Annotated in this window: 19 protein-coding genes and 1 pseudogene; 14 read left to right on the forward strand and 6 right to left on the reverse strand. The window is 57.7% G+C overall.

Translation table 11 applies throughout. The features are described from left to right. Positions 1-37: 37 nt before the first annotated feature. Entirely contained in the window at positions 38-1,810 is a 1,773-nt protein-coding gene (locus tag C1N56_RS22175; protein ID WP_394517582.1) for a methyl-accepting chemotaxis protein, read from the reverse strand. A gap of 388 nt (positions 1,811-2,198) precedes the next feature. Next, positions 2,199-3,136, reverse strand: a pseudogene (locus C1N56_RS22180) (aromatic alcohol reductase). 84 nt (positions 3,137-3,220) lie between these two features. Here C1N56_RS22180 and C1N56_RS22185 point away from each other — a divergent pair. After that, positions 3,221-3,628: a winged helix-turn-helix transcriptional regulator gene (locus tag C1N56_RS22185; protein WP_058776130.1), complete on the forward strand. Its 408-nt coding sequence runs from the start codon at positions 3,221-3,223 to the stop codon at positions 3,626-3,628. A gap of 82 nt (positions 3,629-3,710) precedes the next feature. On the opposite strand, the gene C1N56_RS22190 is transcribed toward C1N56_RS22185, so the two are convergent. Beyond that, positions 3,711-4,100, reverse strand: coding sequence for a winged helix-turn-helix transcriptional regulator (locus C1N56_RS22190; RefSeq protein WP_072208581.1), 390 nt, complete (start codon positions 4,098-4,100; stop codon positions 3,711-3,713). Positions 4,101-4,145: 45 nt separating this feature from the next. Between C1N56_RS22190 and C1N56_RS22195 the strand changes: the two genes are divergently transcribed. The 4 genes from C1N56_RS22195 (at position 4,146) to C1N56_RS22210 (ending at position 7,997) form a co-directional block, all read left to right on the forward strand. Beyond that, positions 4,146-4,955, forward strand: coding sequence for an SDR family NAD(P)-dependent oxidoreductase (locus tag C1N56_RS22195; RefSeq protein ID WP_394517583.1), 810 nt, complete (start codon positions 4,146-4,148; stop codon positions 4,953-4,955). Between the two features lie 239 nt (positions 4,956-5,194). Beyond that, positions 5,195-6,214, forward strand: a complete 1,020-nt coding sequence (locus tag C1N56_RS22200) for an ABC transporter substrate-binding protein (protein WP_021508845.1) — start codon at positions 5,195-5,197, stop codon at positions 6,212-6,214. After that, positions 6,211-7,242: a FecCD family ABC transporter permease gene (locus C1N56_RS22205; protein ID WP_104093446.1), complete on the forward strand. Its 1,032-nt coding sequence runs from the start codon at positions 6,211-6,213 to the stop codon at positions 7,240-7,242. The genes C1N56_RS22200 and C1N56_RS22205 overlap by 4 nt, the downstream gene beginning before the upstream one ends. Beyond that, positions 7,239-7,997: an ABC transporter ATP-binding protein gene (locus tag C1N56_RS22210; RefSeq protein WP_104093445.1), complete on the forward strand. Its 759-nt coding sequence runs from the start codon at positions 7,239-7,241 to the stop codon at positions 7,995-7,997. Before C1N56_RS22205 ends, C1N56_RS22210 begins: the two co-directional genes overlap by 4 nt. Before the next feature lie 12 nt (positions 7,998-8,009). Here the strand turns inward: C1N56_RS22210 and C1N56_RS22215 are convergent, their stop codons facing one another. Beyond that, entirely contained in the window at positions 8,010-8,195 is a 186-nt protein-coding gene (locus tag C1N56_RS22215; protein ID WP_021508848.1) for a tautomerase family protein, read from the reverse strand. 200 nt (positions 8,196-8,395) lie between these two features. On the opposite strand from C1N56_RS22215, the gene C1N56_RS22220 reads away from it, so the two are divergent. Genes C1N56_RS22220 through C1N56_RS22235 form a run of 4 tightly spaced genes read left to right on the forward strand, consistent with a single transcriptional unit; the run spans position 8,396 to position 13,035 of the window. Then, positions 8,396-9,928: an ABC transporter substrate-binding protein gene (locus tag C1N56_RS22220; protein ID WP_394517584.1), complete on the forward strand. Its 1,533-nt coding sequence runs from the start codon at positions 8,396-8,398 to the stop codon at positions 9,926-9,928. Then, positions 9,921-10,856 (forward strand): ABC transporter permease, encoded by a 936-nt coding sequence (locus tag C1N56_RS22225; protein ID WP_394517585.1) that lies wholly within the window; start codon positions 9,921-9,923, stop codon positions 10,854-10,856. The genes C1N56_RS22220 and C1N56_RS22225 overlap by 8 nt, the downstream gene beginning before the upstream one ends. Positions 10,857-10,858: 2 nt before the next feature. Further along, entirely contained in the window at positions 10,859-11,635 is a 777-nt protein-coding gene (locus C1N56_RS22230; protein ID WP_081317665.1) for an ABC transporter permease, read from the forward strand. Then, positions 11,635-13,035, forward strand: a complete 1,401-nt coding sequence (locus C1N56_RS22235; protein ID WP_058781028.1) for an ABC transporter ATP-binding protein — start codon at positions 11,635-11,637, stop codon at positions 13,033-13,035. The genes C1N56_RS22230 and C1N56_RS22235 overlap by 1 nt, the downstream gene beginning before the upstream one ends. On the opposite strand, the gene C1N56_RS22240 is transcribed toward C1N56_RS22235, so the two are convergent. Then, complete coding sequence (locus tag C1N56_RS22240) at positions 13,032-13,553, reverse strand: GNAT family N-acetyltransferase (RefSeq protein ID WP_058781105.1); 522 nt, start codon at positions 13,551-13,553, stop codon at positions 13,032-13,034. The two genes, C1N56_RS22235 and C1N56_RS22240, sit on opposite strands and share 4 nt — an antisense overlap. 194 nt (positions 13,554-13,747) lie before the next feature. On the opposite strand from C1N56_RS22240, the gene C1N56_RS22245 reads away from it, so the two are divergent. Next, positions 13,748-14,080 carry a type II toxin-antitoxin system RelE/ParE family toxin gene (locus C1N56_RS22245; protein ID WP_394517719.1) on the forward strand — a complete coding sequence of 111 codons (333 nt, stop codon included), beginning with the start codon at positions 13,748-13,750 and terminating at the stop codon, positions 14,078-14,080. A gap of 25 nt (positions 14,081-14,105) precedes the next feature. Next, a complete protein-coding gene (gene nadS, locus C1N56_RS22250; protein WP_150360107.1) occupies positions 14,106-14,402 on the forward strand; it encodes a NadS family protein in 297 nt (98 codons plus the stop codon). A gap of 128 nt (positions 14,403-14,530) precedes the next feature. Here the strand turns inward: nadS and C1N56_RS22255 are convergent, their stop codons facing one another. After that, entirely contained in the window at positions 14,531-15,079 is a 549-nt protein-coding gene (locus C1N56_RS22255; protein ID WP_058758972.1) for a helix-turn-helix domain-containing protein, read from the reverse strand. 102 nt (positions 15,080-15,181) lie between these two features. Between C1N56_RS22255 and C1N56_RS22260 the strand changes: the two genes are divergently transcribed. The 3 genes from C1N56_RS22260 to corA all read left to right on the forward strand — a co-directional run bounded on the left by C1N56_RS22260 (position 15,182) and on the right by corA (position 17,231). Next, complete coding sequence (locus C1N56_RS22260) at positions 15,182-15,856, forward strand: AzlC family ABC transporter permease (protein ID WP_021508855.1); 675 nt, start codon at positions 15,182-15,184, stop codon at positions 15,854-15,856. Beyond that, positions 15,846-16,166, forward strand: a complete 321-nt coding sequence (locus tag C1N56_RS22265) for an AzlD domain-containing protein (RefSeq protein ID WP_058781029.1) — start codon at positions 15,846-15,848, stop codon at positions 16,164-16,166. The genes C1N56_RS22260 and C1N56_RS22265 overlap by 11 nt, the downstream gene beginning before the upstream one ends. Before the next feature lie 96 nt (positions 16,167-16,262). Further along, positions 16,263-17,231: a magnesium/cobalt transporter CorA gene (gene corA / locus C1N56_RS22270; RefSeq protein WP_394517586.1), complete on the forward strand. Its 969-nt coding sequence runs from the start codon at positions 16,263-16,265 to the stop codon at positions 17,229-17,231. The last annotated feature ends 13 nt before the right edge of the window (positions 17,232-17,244 follow it).

The raw sequence follows: 17,244 nt of genomic DNA on the forward strand, positions 1-17,244 counted from the left end.
GGCATCCCGCCCGCTCTCTCTGTCAGTGAAAATCCGCTTACTGCACCACGAAACGCGCGACTGAGCCTTCCAGTGTCGACGCCTGATCGCGCAGTGCGCTGGCGGCGGCCGATGATTCCTGCACCAGCGCGGCGTTCTGCTGCGTCACGCTGTCCATTTGAACGATAGCGACGCCGACCTGCGAAATGCCGCGATTCTGCTCATCGGATGCCTGCGCGATTTCGGCGAGGATGCTGGTTACGTTGCCAACGGAATGTACAATTTCATCCATGGTTTTACCGGCCTGACCTACCAGCTGTGAACCACTGCTGATACGCGCCACCGATTCGCCAATCAGGGTTTCGATCTCTTTGGCCGCCTGAGCGCTGCGCTGCGCCAGACTGCGCACCTCGCTGGCGACCACGGCAAAGCCGCGTCCCTGCTCACCGGCGCGCGCTGCTTCTACTGCTGCGTTTAACGCCAGGATATTGGTCTGGAAAGCAATGCTGTTAATGACGGTGGTGATTTCAGCGATTTTGCCGGAGCTGGCGCTGATCTGGTCCATGGTTTCAACCACGCCTTTGACCAGCGAGCCGCCCTGATTGGCCTTCTCCGAAGTGGCGCGCGCCAGTTCGCTGGAGTGATGAATGTTTTCAACGTTCTGCTTCACGGTAGCGGTTAACTGCTCCATGCTGGCTGCCGTCTGCTCCAGCGCGGCCGCCTGCTCCTCGGTGCGGGCGGAAAGATCGTTATTGCCTGCAGCAATTTCTGCGGAAGCGTGGCTGACCTGCATCACGCCGCTGCGAATGTTACCAATGATGCCGCGCAGATCGTTGCTCATCTCACCGACCGCCTGCATCAGCTCGCCCAGTTCGTCCTTACGCGAAGTGTGCAGCTGTACGCTTAAGTCTCCCTGCGCAATCTGCCGCGCGACGTTCAGTGTTACCGCTAAAGGACGGGTAATCTGCCGGGTGATAAACACCGCAATCAGAATGCTGATTACCACAGCCGCCGCCAGGATCAGCGACATCCACAGGATTGCCCGGGCGATATCCTGGTGCGTGGCGGCCAGCTGCTGGGTAAATAATTGATTACTGGTATTAGTCAGATGCAGGCCCGCGATGGCAAGCTGGCGGGTCGCTTCCACTTCTTCTTCCGCGGAGGCGTTGTAGTCCTGCACGCTGTCGCGTCTGGCCGCCAGCGTTACGGCAATTTTATCCAGCGCGTTGCTGTCATCAGCGCTCAGGCGTGGTCGTGCCTGGTCAATGAGTTGAATCGTTTCAGCTATAAAGCCTGACAAAGCCAGACGGTTTTCTTCACTGTTGTCCAGCGCCATCAGCTTTACACGAATACTGATACCATTCAGATATTTAGCGATTTCATTGAGCGCGGTTGCCGTATCCTGCTGTGTGCTGACATAGTTTATGGCCAGCGCGGCAACCGCCGTGGTTTCGTCACTGAAGCGCAGCGCCTGCAGAATGCTCTGGCGCTTATGCACTTCGTTCACCGTTTCTGCACGATGCTGACGATAAAGGTTCATCGCAGCCGGCAGAGAGGCAATCAGCGCGGTCTGCGCGCTATCCCATCGCCAGGTTTTCAGCTGGTTGATACTGCCCTCAATCGCCTGCAGTCGCGATTCGTTGTCGGCAATGAATTTTTCATCGTGGGTTTTTACGTATTGCAGGCGGGCATCTTTAGCCTGCGCAAACTGATCGTTGATGCCTTTAAACTGGCTGAGTTTTTCCGCACGTTCCGCGATGTCGTGCAGATTTTTGATGCCACAGGAAGCTACAGCAATGCTGAGGATAAGCAGCACACCAAACCCGAGCATGAGTTTTCTGCTGACTCTGATATCTTCCAAAAAAACACGTATTTTTTTCATTAAGGTGAATCTCCCTGGTTGTTGTTGTCCACGCTTTTGCCTGATGGCAATGGCGTTATCGGCAGGGAGATGATTAATTTCAATTAAAATAATTAAAAAACATATAATCACCTAAATTTATTAGATGAGCTATGCTGGGGAAGGGCTGCAACGGTAGGGCAGGCGGGGAGTTCACATTTTCTGTTTTAGGCTGGTACTGATTTTGGCTGATAGCGGTGCGGGGGAAAGTATTGACGCAACCTGCCGGTTTGTCAAAGCGCCGGGATTTCAGGCGAAGGGCCCGATAGCCCTCAGGCCAGGCGTTGCGCCTGAGGACGTTCTGCTACGCCTGAATTCCTCAGAACGCTGCTGGCTGGTTCGTCAGCCACTGAGCGGCGCTGGTGGTGGCAATGTGCTCGCGGTAATTAAATGTCTCCTGTTTAGGCCATGCCACACCGTCCGGACGGGCAAAGGCCAGCCGGTAGGCCGCGCCAGTGTCATGGGGATGACGCTCTGCATCTTCCTGTAGCCTCTCCCGGCTAAGTAATACTCGCCTGACCGCGCTTTGCCAGTGAGATTGCATCAGGTCAGCCAGCTCTGCGTAAGTCAGCGTATCGCCAGCGATATAAACAATGTCGTTCTGAAAAGCGGGCTGATGAAAGAAGATATCGGCTGTCAGCTGCCCGATGTCGTCTGGCGTGGTGAGTGTCAGGGCATAGTTCCAGTCACCGAGGGCATAAACCGTTTTATTCCCGGCATCAATCACGCCAAAATCGGGTTCAAACAGATAGCTGGTAAAAATACCGGTTGAAACAATTACCCAGTCAGTGTTGCTTTGGGCGCGCAGCAGGTGGCGCACTTCAAGCTGCTCATCCCATACCGGTTGCCCACTCTCTTTGCCGATAACGTCATAATCCACGCCAAACTGCCAGGGGAAATAGCGGGCGACACCCGCCTTGAGCACGGCCTGAGTGATTCTGAGCTGCGTTCCCGGCCCGCCGACAAAACCACTGCAATTAATGATGGCATCATAAGAGCGAAATAATGCTGAGAGTTCGCTCAGGCTATTTTTCTGCAGGTCGCCTTCCGCCACAGTGATATTTAGCTTTTGCAGCGCATCCAGCCGGGTTTTAAGTGGGCCGGACGTGGCGTGCGCAGCCTTGCTTCTGAGTAATACACTTATTTTGATCAGAGGATGCTGCTGCACTTTTTAGCCATAGCGTTTAACACCGCCATGCCTAATTCTCCTGCGCCGAGGATAAGAATATTTTCGACATGTTGATCAACGGGTAGCATGCTTGTCTCCTTAGGTTATATCCGTCATCCTGACAGCGGACAAACCCTGATTCAATCAGGTACACCCGTGATACCGGAGGAGAGATGGAACCCAATCGCGAAGCCCTGCTGCAGTTTTCCAGACAATTTTGTGAGGCGTTGAGTCACGATGATGAAACATTAAAGCGTGAAATTCTTTCTCACGCCGGCAATCGCTGGTCGTTGGGTATATTGCATATTCTGGCCACCCATGGACCGTTGCGCCATGCAGAAATGGGTCGTTTACTGCATGGCGTCACGCAACGAATGCTGACGCGCACACTGCGTACGCTTGAGCGTGACGGTCTTATTTCCCGCTGTGATTATCAGGAAAAAGTACCGCGTGTCGTTTATACGGCCACGGAGGCGGGCGAAGAAATGATGATGAAAATGATGCCGCTCTGGGCGTGGATTATTTCGTCGGCCGACTATTTTAAGCAAAGCAGAATTACGTTTGATACTCCTCCTCAGTAATGGCATTAAATTGCGTGATGACGACCTTGCTGAGGATGCGTGATTATTTCCCTGCTGCCAATAGTGCAATTTTTTTGCACTATTAATCCTGTCCCGGTTTTGGCAGGTTGTCTCGTGAGAATTCACGCATTGAGAGCAGCACGGGCATCAGATTATGGCCTGCACGCGTGAGTGCGTATTCAACACGCGGGGGCAGTTCACCAAAATCAGTGCGGGTTATCAGTCCATCACGTTCAAGCTTGCGTAGATGTTGAGTCAGTACTTTATGCGATATCTCCGGCATACTCTTCATGAATTGCGAGTGACGCATCGCAGGCTCCGCAAATAACCTGAATAAAATCTGCAGTGTCCATCTGCCGGAAATAATAGTTAAACATTGCGTGACATAAGCGACCGAACCTTCTGGTCCGAGACAACGTGTTTTCTCATCATCGCCTACAGGCACTTTCAGGTGCGTAATTGATTCATTCATCAGTTTATTTTCCAATAGATTTTTCACGTATCCTGGAGAACAGTAATGGATCTGAAACTCGACGGCAAAATTGCTCTGATAACGGGTAGCACCAAAGGTATTGGAGAAGCGGTAGCCAGAGGGCTTGCCGCTGAAGGCACCCGCGTTATTATACATGGCCGGGATCCGGCTAAAGCTGAAAATATCGCCAGCGATATCATAAATCAAGGTGGACAAGCGTACGCAGTAACGGGAGATTTAACCCGTGAGGCAGATATTCAACTGCTTTATCAGCAAGTCTGTTCGCTTGTACAATCCGTTGATATTGTTGTTAATAATGCGGGTGGCTCCGGCCCCACAGAGGACTGGACGTCTTCTTTGCCAGAAACCTGGGCGGCTGGGTATGATAAAAATGTCCTTTCAGCCTTACGTGTCATTAATCTTTTTCTTCCTGGGATGCGTGAACAAAAATGGGGCAGAATCATTAATATTTCGAGCCTGGCAGCGTTGATGCCTCCCGCCAGGCGTCCGGATTATGCTGCTGCTAAAGCAGGGATTATTGCCATGACCTCATCGCTGGCAAAAGCGGTCGCACACGATGGCGTAACCGTAAATACTCTCTCACCTGGTACTATTCATAGTGCAAGCCTGGAAAAAGCATTTCGTCAAACGGCCAAAGATGCAGGGCTTTCAGCTGACGCGCCATGGGAAGATATTGAACAGGCCGTATTGCCCCTGTATGCCAATGTGCCCATGGCGCGCGTAGGGACGCTCAAAGAAATAGCGGACGCCATCACCTTTCTGGCCAGCCCGTTGTCGGGTTACATAACGGGTTCAAATTTAAGGCTTGATGGCGGTATGTGGCCCGGACTTTAAAACCAGCCGCACAACATCCTGAATAAAATCTCTGTTTCAGCTACTACTTCATTCGATGACATCATCAGAGCCGATTTAATTATCAGAACTGGGCGGGCTGCTGTTGCAGCCCTGCTCATACCCTAACGTCATCCTCTTCATGATGCGCGCAGTCCCGGTCGGTATGCCCAATCCTGTTTATTGACAGTCCACGCCTGGTCATGCATATTGTTATGTTATAACGTAACAATGAAAGTACCATGATGAAAAACTCGCTCTCCCTGATTATTGCGGCGCTGCTGTCGCTTCCTGTATTCAATGCTAATGCCAGTAACTATCCGCTCACCGTTGATAACTGCGGTGTCCAGGAAACCTTCGCTCATCCGCCTGCGCGTGTCGTCACCGTTGGCCAGCATGAAACGGAACTGCTGCTGGCGCTCGGTCTGGCAGATAAAATTGCCGCAACCTCGGTGTGGTTTGGCGCGCTGCCCGCCGATTTGCAAGGGCAGGGCAGCCAGCTTAAACGGCTGGCCGATAACGCCCCGGGCTTTGAAGCGGTGGTGGCGCAGCGCCCGGAGCTGGTGCTGGCGCAGTACAGCTGGCACGTCGGGCCGCAGGGTGAAGTCGCCACGCGTGAACAGTTTGAACAGCTCGGCATCCGAACCTGGATTTCGCCTGCCGACTGCATCGGCAAAGCCGTCACCACCACGTCCAATAGCGACGGTGCACGCACCACACCGTATGGGATCGAGGTGATCTTTGCGGAAATCAGCGCGCTGGCGCGCATTTTTGATGTGCCGGCGCGTGGCGAAGCGCTCAAACAGCAGCTGGCCGCTCGTATAGCACAGGTTCAGCAGCAGCTGCACAAATCGCCGTCAGCGCCGCTGAAGGTGGTTTACTGGTTTTCCAGCCCGCGCCTGAAAGGCGATCCCTGGGTCGCTGGCAATAAAGGGGCGCCGGGCTGGATCAGCCAGACGCTCGGTCTGACTAACATTATCGATTCAGACGAAGAGTGGCCGGCGGTTACCTGGGAACACATCGTCTCCGCGCAGCCGGACATCATCGTTATTGCCAGCATGGCGCGGCGGCTCTATCCCGCCGATGACGTCGCGGTTAAAAAACACTTTCTGCAAAGCGATCCGGTGACGCGTGAAATGCCAGCGGTGAAAAACGGCCACATTGTGGTGGTACCGGCGATGTCACTGAATCCCTCGTTGCGCAACGTAGAGGCCGTGGAGCTGATCGGTCAGCAGATCGCTGCTTTCGCACCTGCCCGATGAGCGCTCACGCTGTCTGTTACTGGCGCACCGGCCTGCTGATTGCTGCGGGCGCGCTCAGCCTGCCGGTGATGATGACGCTGGCCGCGGCGACCGGCGATGTCGCGATCGGCTTTACCCTGACCGCGCAGGCCATCACTAATGGTCTTGGCATCACCCATTACGACCTGCCGGCGCTGGAAGCCGGCATCGTCTGGCAATACCGCATGAGCCGCGCGCTGATGGCGGCGAGCAGCGGCGGCGGGCTGGCACTGTGTGGGCTGGTGTTGCAGTCGTTGCTGCGCAATTCGCTGGCCGACCCTTATCTGCTGGGGATTTCCGCCGGTGCATCAACCGGCGCGGTGTGCGTGATGCTGCTTGGCATCGGCGGCGGCGCCATCACCACCGGTGCCGGCGCGTTTGGCGGTGCCTGTCTTGCATTTATGCTGATTGTTCTGCTCTCCGGCGGCATGCGGGAAAACACCGCGCGCATCATTCTGGCCGGTATTGCCGGGACGCAATTATTTAATGCGCTGACCGCCTACATTGTCAGCACGGCGGCCAATGCTGAGCAGTCGCGCGGCGTGATGTTCTGGCTGCTCGGCAGCCTGAGCGGTGTGCGCTGGGCGGATGCTTTATTGTGTTTTGCCGTAACCCTCGCCGGTCTGCTGACTGTGCTCTACCATGCGCGCGCGCTGGATACCTTCTCGTTTGGCGCGGAAGTCTCCGCGACGCTGGGCACGCAGGTAGCAGCGGTGCGCATCGTATTACTGCTGACCACTGCGTTAGTGACGGCGGTGATCGTCAGCGCGATCGGTGCGGTCGGTTTTGTCGGGCTGGTGATCCCGCATATCACCCGCATGATTGCCGGGCCGCGTCATCTGGTGACGATTCCGCTCGCATTCCTGGGCGGCTGCCATTTCATGGTGATTGCCGACCTGGTATCGCGCACGTTAATCACCCATCAGGTGCTGCCAATAGGCGTGGTGACGGCGTTAGTCGGCGCCCCGGTGTTCGCCCTGATTCTGTATCGCAACCGGGAGAAATCATGAAGTATGTCGCGGTGGATAAACTGAGCGTGACGCTACAGGCGCGCAGCGTGTTATCTGACATCAGTTTTGCGGCGCAGCGGGGACAAACGGTCGGGTTGCTCGGCCCCAATGGCTCGGGCAAATCGACGCTCATCCGTGCGCTGGCGGGCGTTCAGCCCTGTGCTTATAACGGGCTGGAGATGGGCGGCACGCGGCTGAACCAACTCAGCCGGCGGCAGCGTGCCCGTACGCTGGCCTTCGTACCGCAGCATGCCGAAATGGAAGCTGAGATGTGCGTCAGCGACATCGTGCGTCTGGGACGGGCGCCGCATCGCAATGCGTTCAGCTCGTGGCGGACGGCAGATGAAACGGCGGTGCAGCACGCGCTGTCGCTGATGAAACTGGATGCGCTGGCCGGGCGGTCATGGCAGCGGCTGTCCGGTGGCGAACGCCAGCGCTGCCAGATCGCACGTGCGCTTGCGCAGCAGCCGGATATCCTGTTGCTGGATGAGCCGATTAACCATCTGGATATTCAGTTTCAGCTCGAGCTGATGCGGCTGATTGCCGCACTGCCGGTCACGGTGATTGTGGCCCTGCACGACCTGAATCTGGCGGCCAAATTTTGCCAGCATCTGGTGGTGCTGCAGCACGGGCAAGTGGTGGCGAGCGGTGAGCCCGCCGCCGTGCTGACGCCTGCCCTGATTCAGCGGACGTGGCAGGTCGAGGCCATCGTCAACCGCAGCGAGCGCGGCACCATGAATATTCAGTACGCCTGAACCGGGCTGATCTTAACGTTCGTCGAACGGCACGCCGCCCTTAGATTTATGATGCTTCGGCGTTTCGATAATCGACACGGTGACCACATCAGCATCGATCTCAAACGAATCCACCACCGCCTGGGTGATGGCTTTGAGTAATTTTTTCTTCTGCTCAACGCTACGGCCTTCCGCAGCATAAACGACAATCTCTGGCATAACGGCGTTTCCTCACGGGTTAGAGTTCTTCTCAAGCATACCTCAGCCACGCTGCTGCGCGCAGCGTTAACCTGTCGCGACGGTTAAAAGGCAACAAGCGGCTGACGAATTCCCTGCAAACGCCGTGTGTTAAAGTGTGAATTGTTATGTTATAACGTAATTGGTTCGATGATAGTGTAACGGTTTATTCGGAAAATTTAATGAAATCAATGCAAAATTTGCTGATCGCTGCGGCGCTCGGCCTGGCTTCCTGCGCCGTTATGGCGGCGAGCACACCCGAAAAACCGGTGCGGATTGCCGCACCGTTTGAAATTAAAGGCAGCGATCCGGCGCTCTCCGGCGACATTCTGTTACGTATGGATGTGGTTGAAACGCTGGTAGAAGTGGACGAACGTGGCGAGCCGGTGGCGGCGCTGGCGCAGCGCTGGCAGGTCTCTGACGATGGGCTGCGCTGGCAGTTTCAGCTGCGCGACGGCGTGCATTTTCATGATGGCTCGCTGCTGGATGCGGTTGCCGTGGTGAAATCACTCAACACCGCACGCGGCAAAGCGGGCTTACTGGACAAAACGCCAATCGCCGACATCAGCGGGGCAGGGCAGCTTGTCACCATCACGCTGCGTGAACCCTTCACGCCGCTGCTGTCAGTCCTGGCGGAAAGCCGCTCGCAAATCCTCGCACTGGCCAGCTGGGATGCGCAGGGCAACATCACGCGCATTATTGGCAGCGGACCGTTTAAGCTTACCTCCTTCCAGCCGCCGCAGTCGCTGACGGTGGCGCGCTTCGCGGATTACTGGGGCGAGAAACCGGCGATTGCCGCCGCCAGCTATCTGGCGACCGGCCGCGCGGAAACCCGTGCGCTGCTGGCAGAAAGCGGTGATGCAGATTACGTGTTTAACCTTGATGCCGCCAGCCGGCAGCGGCTGGCACGCAAAGCGTCGCTGCACATCCCGGCGATTCCGGTGCCGCGCACGTTGATGCTGAAGCTTAATCTGGCCGATCCGCTGCTGGCGGAACAGCCGGTGCGTGAGGCGATCAGCATGGCGATCGATCGCAACGCGCTGGCGCAGGCGGTGCTGCGTTATCCGGGCGCAGCCAGCCAGCTGTTTCCCCCTAACATGGCAGAGTGGCACAACACGGCACTCACGCCGCTGCACTATCAGCCGCAGCAGGCTGCTCAGTTATTACAGTCGGCCGGCTGGCAACGCGGCGCGGATGGCGTACTGACGCGCAACGGCCAGCGCTTTAGCCTGACGCTGCTGACCTATCCCGATCGCCCTGAGCTGCCGCTGATGGCGATGGTGATTCAGCAGCAGCTGCGTCAGGTTGGCATAGACGTGCGAATTAACGCGACCAACGCCAGCGAGATCCCGGCACAGCACCACAACAACCGTCTGCAGCTGGCGCTGTTTGCGCGCAACTTTGCCCTGACGCCCGATCCGACCGGAACGCTGCTGCAGGATTATGGCACCCACGGCGGTGACTGGGGGGCGATGAACTGGCATGCGGCAGGCTTCGACGCGGCGCTCCATACGCTGACGCAATCCACCGATGGCGCAGCCCGCGCCGGGGCGCGCAGCGTCATTACCCGCGCGCTGCAACAGGATCTGCCGGTGATTCCGCTGGCCTGGTATCAGCAGTCGGCGGCGGTTAACAGCCAGCTGCAGGGCGTTAAGCTCGATGCGTTTGAACGCCACTTCGGCCTGCGCCAGATGCACTGGGGGAGCCATGATTAAACAACTCAGCTGGCGCATGGCGCAGGCGCTGTTCGTGGTGCTGGCGGTAGGATTACTGACCTGGCTGCTGGTGCAGGCGCTGCCGGGCGACATGGCGTGGCGCATCGCCTCGGGGCGCTATGGTTACGATCGCGTCGATGCCGACGCGGTGGCGCGGGTACAGCAGGAGCTGGATGGAGCGCTTAGCGGCGGCAGTGCGCTGCTGCACTGGCTCTTCGATCTGCTGCAGTTTAATTTCGGCCGCTCGCTGGTTTCCGGTGAGCCGGTGATGGATGAGCTGCGCTGGCAGCTGGGCCAGACGCTGGCGCTGGCGGGCGTTTCGCTGCTGCTGGCGTTACTGCTGACGCTGCCGCTCGGCATCTGGGCCGGTTGCCATGCCAACGGCCGGCTTGACCGTGCGCTGTTCTGGCTGACCGCCTTGCTGAAATCGGTGCCGCATTTTGCACTCGGCATGCTGCTGATCCTGCTGTTCGCGCTGCAACTCGACTGGCTGCCGAGCGCCGGTCACGGCGAGCTGCGCCATTTCCTGTTGCCGGCACTGACGCTGGCACTGTCGCTGACGGCTGTCGGCGTGCGCGTGGTGCGCGAAGCCACCTCGCAGGTGGTGTCGTCCGGCTACTATCGCTGGGGAGCGCAAAAGGGACTGGCACCCGCGCGCCTGCTGCTGCGTCACGGCCTGCGTAATCTGAGCGCGCCGGTGCTGACGTGGTTTGGCATGCAGTTTGTCTGGCTGGTGGAAGGCGTGGTGGTGGTGGAAACCCTGTTTGCATGGCCGGGAATCGGTCACGCTCTGGTGCACGCCATTTTTGCGCGTGACGTGCCGGTAATTCAGGCGAGCGCCATGACGCTCGGCCTGCTGTTTGTCCTGCTGAACATGCTGGTGGATGCCGGTTGTCATCTGCTCGATCCCCGGGGGGCGCGCGCATGAAGATGACGTTTTCACGCTGGGTGGGTCTGGTACTGCTGGTGGCGCTGCTGGCTTACGCGTTTGTGCTGCCGCTGATTCAGCACGGCGATCCGCTCCAGCAGGATTTGCTGCAGATGCTGCAGACGCCGAACCGCAGCCATTTGCTCGGTTTCGACCATCTCGGTCGCGATATGTTAACGCGCCTCAGCGCCGCGCTGCGCCTGTCACTCGGGCTGGCAGCCCTGTGCGTGATCAGTGCGCTGATAGCGGGCGTGTTCACCGGTGTGCTCAGTGCGCTGTACGGTGGCTGGCCGGAGCGATTGCTGAGCATCGTCGGCGATATGTGCCTCGCGCTGCCGGGATTACTGTTGGTACTGCTGCTGGCCGCCATTGCGCCAGACGCGCCGCAGATGCTGTGGCTGGGCATTTCGCTGGTGCTGTGGGTGGAATTTTTCCGCGTCACGCGTGCCACGCTGCGGCCAATTGTGCAGGCGCCCGGTATGCAGGCCAGCAAACTGCTCGGGTTCTCTGCCTGGTATCGTTTTCGTCATCATCTGTGGCCTGCGCTGGCACCGGTACTGCTGACGCTAACCTTGTTCTCTTTCAGCAGCGCCATCATGGCGGTGTCGGCGCTCGGTTTTATCAGCGTTGGCGTGCGTCCGCCCACGCCGGAGCTGGGCCTGATGATGACCGAACTGCTGCCGTTTGCGTGGGAAGCGCCGTGGCTGCTGATGCAGCCGGTAGCCGCACTGTTTTTACTGTTGATCAGCCTCAATCTGCTGATGAAAAAGGAGCGATGATGAAGGGATTACAGATCACCGGGCTGAGCGTTGCCACAGCGACTGAAACACTGGTTGAGCCGGTGGATGTGCGGCTACAACCCGGTCAGCCGCTGACGCTGCTCGGCGAAACCGGATCGGGGAAAAGTCTGCTGGCGCAGGCGATCATGGGGATATTGCCGCCATCGCTGCAGGCCAGCGGTGAGGTGATGATCAACGGCAGACGCTTTCAGCTGCCGCAGGATACGGCGCAGCTGCGTCGGTTGTGGGGCAATACGCTGGCTTCGCTGCCGCAGGAGCCGTGGCTGTCGCTCGATCCGACCATGGCGATTCAGCAACAGGTGGCGGAAGGGCATCGCTTCGTGCGCGGTTTGCCGTCCGCCGCCAGCGCTGCAGCGGCGCAGCAGGATCTGCAGCAGCTTGGCCTGGCCGCGGCGGCACGGCGTTATCCGTGGCAGCTTTCCGGCGGCATGGCACAGCGCGCCGCGTTTGCGGCAGCCCGTGCCGGTGGCGCGCAGGTTCTGATTGCCGATGAGCCGACCAAAGGGCTGGATGTGGCGCGCCGCGACGAAGTCAGCCAGCTGTTACAGCGCGAAGTGGCCGACGGCGGCATGCTGTTGACCATCACCCACGACATCGCTCTGGCACGCCAGCTGTGCGGCGACGTGCTGGTGATACATAAAGGCAGCGTGATTGAACAGGGCCCGGCGCAGCAGGTGTTACAGTCGCCGCAGCAGCCTTACACGCGCGCGCTGCTGGCTGCCGATCCGGCCGTCTGGCCCGCCCGACAGCAAACGGTGATCGGTGCCAGGCCGGTGATCAGCGCCCAGGACATTGTGCTGGCGCGCGGGGGCAAAAGGCTGGGTGTGCCACGCGATTTCACGCTGCACGCCGGTGAAATCGTTGGCCTGCACGGTGCCAGCGGCAGCGGCAAAAGCAGCTTCGGCGACGTGCTGTTGGGGTTGCTCGCGCCGCAGCAGGGCCGCGTAACGCACCACGCTGATGCGGATGCGCTGAAATATCAGAAAATCTATCAGGATCCTTCCGCGCTGTTTCCGCCGCAGCGCACGCTGGGGCAAAGCATCAACGATGTGCTGCGGCGTCACGCTCTCCCGCCGGCACAGCGCGATGCGCTCATGACGCGGCTGGCTTTGCATCCAGCGCTGCTGACGCGGCGACCAGAGGCGCTCTCCGGTGGCGAACTGCAGCGCTTCGCGCTGCTACGGGTGATGCTGCTGCGGCCGGTATTTCTGTTTGCCGATGAGCCGACGTCACGCCTCGATCCGCTGGTGCAGCAGCAAACATGGCAGTTGATCGCGGAACTGGCGCGTGAGCAGCAGTGCGCGGTGCTGCTGGTGAGTCATGACCGCGATCTGCTGGAGAAAGGCACGCATCGGGTGATCGCCATGGAAGCGGCTTAGCGATCGGGCGGCTGGCTGTCACCGGGCCCGAGACTCCGCTGCATTACCACGGTGTCCAGCCAGCGGCCATGTTTGTAACCCACCGATTTCATCACGCCGGTGTGCTCAAAACCGAGCGCCCGGTGTACTCCCAGCGAGCCCTGGTTGGCGCTGTCACCGATAATCGCGATGATCTGGCGAAAGCCAGCGGCTTCGGCCAGCGCCACCGCTTTTTGCAGCAGCGCTTTACCGATACCGCGTCCGGTTTGCTGCGGGTCGAGATAGATAGAGTCTTCCAGCGTGAAGCGGTAGGCATAACGCGGACGATACGGCGCGAGATAGCAGTAACCCAGCACCTGATCCTGCTCCTCAGCCACCAGCCAGTAACCGCCGCGCTCATGCACGTCATTAATGCGCCGCAGCATTTCCCTCTCCGCCGGCGGTTCCGTTTCGAAGGTTGCGGTGCCGTGCAGCACGTGCCAGGCGTAGATCTTCTGTATCGCCGCCGCGTGATGCGGCTGCGCGGGAATAATGTCCATATGTTCCTGCTGTTCTGCCAATGATGCTGACAGCATGCCACCGCGCCGCAGCGCAATCATCCGCCTTAGTCATAGGAAATTGTGATAGTGGTATTGCTAATGGGTTTTAAGACGATGCGCATCTCGCTCAAAGCCTTGCGGCAGTACCCTGTACTAAAAATAGCTGGAAATTAGTACGGGGTACGATTAAAGTGATAGGTAATTATCTGGAATTTATCGAAACACGCGTGTTTTCAAAAGCTCGTAAAAGTCTGCTGGCAGACGATAACGAATTTCAGGAACTCCAGGTTTTTTTGCTGGAGCATCATGAGTCGGGTGCCACCATCAGTCAGACCGGAGGATGCAGAAAGATTCGCTGGAGCCGGGCCGGAATGGGTAAACGTGGCGGAACAAGGATTATTTATTACACCCGCCTGAGCTCAGGCAGAATTTATCTGTTACTCATCTATCCCAAAAATGTGAAGGATGATTTAAATGAAGCGGAAAAAGCGTTGCTGAAAGTATTTACCCAACAAATAAACCTCTAAGCCACAGACCTGCGAAGATTAAATTATGGAAAAACAGCTATTTAATGACCTGCTGGAAAGCGTACAGGAAATGGTCGCCATTGAGCAGGGTCATGAATCACCGGATATGAACCGTGTCCACCGTCATGAACTGCCGGATGTAAAGCTGATCAGAAAGAATGCCGGGCTAAAACAAGTTGAATTTGCCCATGCGATGGGCGTTAGCGTGGATCTTGTTCGTAGCTGGGAGCAGCACAGACGCAACCCTACCGGTCCGGCATTGAAAATGCTTTATCTGATTCAGCAGCAGCCATTACTCATCAACGCTTTACAGGCGCTGTAATCCTTATTATGCCACCGACTATTATCCCGGCACGGCAGATTGCCTTTTGCGGAGCTTTCAGTAACCACTAAACGGATTGAGCTCACAAACTTTTGCTGTGAGCGAGTCCATATTTGCAGGCTGCACACCTAATTCTGCTCTGACAACTGTACCGCCATGGTATCGGCCTCGAGCGCCTCGAAGATGTGCGGTTCATCGGCGGGATAACAAATATAATCGCCCGGGAACAGTTCGACCGGCGCTTCCATCAGGCCAACCCGCGCGCGGCCGCGTGCCAGGATAATGTGTTCGACGGAACCCGGTGGATGCGGTTTTGACGCGCGCGGTGCGCCGGGCTGGCTGGTAATCAAATACAGATCGCGGCGGCCGCCCGGCGGACAGCTGGCCAGTAGCGCGGCCTGAAAGTCTGCTAACTCTGCTGACACCACCATGCCTTCGCCACGCCGAATCACCTGCATCTTTTTCACTTCCGGCTCCATCAGCCGTGCAAAGGGAATATTCAGCGCCACACACAGTGACCATAACGTCTCAATGCTGGGGTTACCGTTGCCTGCCTCCAGTTGCGACAGCGTTGACTTGGCGATGCCAGCGCGGCGCGCTACTTCTGTCAGCGAAAGTCCGGCACGCTGGCGTTCGCGCACCAGTCCGGCGGCAATGATAGCAATGGGCGGGGTCACAATTACTCCTGTTCTTTATATCGAACGTTTTGTTCATCTTGTAAAACACGTACGGTGCGTTCATTATAACGTCTTTCTTGTTCGTTATGAGATCAAATTGTGATGCGTTTGGGTGCCGTACCGCTTGATCGCGGCGTATTGAAAGCGATCTTCCTTGTTTGTCTGGCCGACGGCATCGTTGGCCTTTCCTATGGTTCTCTCGCCGCTGCCGACGGCTTTCCGCTCTGGGTGCCGATTGCGCTCTCGACGCTGGTGCTGGCGGGGGCATCCGAGTTTTTATTTATCGGCATCGTGGCAGGCGGCGGCAGTCCGCTAACCGCTGCCGCAGCCGGTTTACTGGTCAACGCACGTCATCTGCCGTTTGGCATTGCGGTGAAAGACCTGGTCGGGCAGGGCGGACGCAGTCTGCTGGGCTGCCATATCATGAATGACGAGAGCGTGGTGTTCGGTATTTCACAGCCAAAGCTGGCGCAGCGTCGGGCGGCTTACTGGATTTGCGGACTGGGTATTTTTGCCATCTGGCCGCTCACGGTGATTGCCGGTGCGGTGATTGGACGCTTTATTCCTGATGTGTCGGCGATTGGCCTGGATGCGGTGTTTCCGGCCATCCTGATCGCGCTGATTTTCCCGGCGCTGCGCCAGCGTCGCACGCGTATTCCGGCCACCCTCGGTGCGCTGCTGTCCGTACTGGCAACGCCTTTTGTGCCAGCCGGTATGCCGGTGCTGTTTTCTTTACTCGGTTTGCTGAGCTGGCGGGAGCGCAAAGATGCAAAATAGTTTAGTGATTGCCGGCATCGCGCTGCTGGCTGCAGGGACGTATGCGATTCGCTTTGCCGGTTACCGGCTGGGCAGCCGGATGCACATGTCGGAACGTATGCGCAACATGCTGTCCGACGCGGCAACGGTGCTGCTGCTGGCTGTCGCTGTCACCACCGCGCTGTTTGAGGGCACCGATTTCGCCGGCGTCGCGCGACTGACCGGCGTGTTGTTCGCGGTGTTTCTCGCCTGGCGTCGCGCGCCATTGATACTGGTAATCATCGGTGCGGCGGTGATGACGGCGCTGCTGCGCTATTTTGGCGTACCGTAAGCGGCGGCGAGACGTCCGGCGCAAAGATGACGGCGCACTGGCACCTGCTTTGCAGCTATGATTAGGGATAGTGAGTACAATAAGGACAACGCGAAAATGGTGATTAACTGCGTGGTGTATCGCCACGGCAAACGCGAAGAGCATGTCGAAGTCGATCAAATCAGCGAAGTGCTGAAAGAGGAAAAATCGTTCGTCTGGCTTGGCCTGTATCAACCCGATCCGGCGTTCATGCAAACGCTGCAGGAGGAGTTTAGCCTGCATGAGCTGGCGATTGAGGATGCGCTGGTGGCGCATCAGCGGCCCAAGATTGAGCAGTACGGCGAATCGGTATTTATCGTGGTGAAAACCGCACACATGGAAGATCGCCAGCGCATCAGCTTTGGCGAAACCCACTTTTTCCTCGGCAAAAATTTTCTGATTACCGTGCGTCACGGTTCGGTTGAGGGCTATAAAGCGATCCGCGCTAAAGCCGAGAAAAATCATGCCATGCTGTGCCAGGGACCCGGCTATGCGCTCTACTGCATCCTCGATTTTATCGTCGACAACTACAGCAAAATCACCGAATCGCTGAGTGAACGTATTGCTGACCTGGAAGACGGCATGTTCACCACCCGCTTTGACAGCGTCACGCTGGAGAATGTCTACCACTTGCGGCGTCAGCTGCTGTCGTTGCGCAATGCGGCGATGCCGGTGACAGAGATCTGCCCGCAGCTGGTGCGCTTCCATGAAGATATCATCCCGAAAAATCTGCGCGCCTATCTGCGCGACGTGCAGGATCACGCGCACCACGTCATGATTGATGCCGAAGACATGCGCGAAACGCTGGCCAGCGCCATGCAGGTGAATCTGGCACTGGTCTCGGTACAGCAGAGTGAGGTGAATAAAAAGCTGGCCGGCTGGGGGGCAATCCTGATTGTGCCGACCATCATCTTCAGTATGTACGGTATGAACTTCTCTGACATGCCAGAGCTGCACAGCCACTTTGGCTATCCGGCGGCGCTGTCGGTCACGCTGGTGATCTGTTTCGTTATGTGGTGGCGGCTGAAAAAAGCGGGCTGGCTGTAAGCGTGATGGCCTG

It is taken from the genome of Pantoea sp. SGAir0175 (assembly GCF_043547855.1).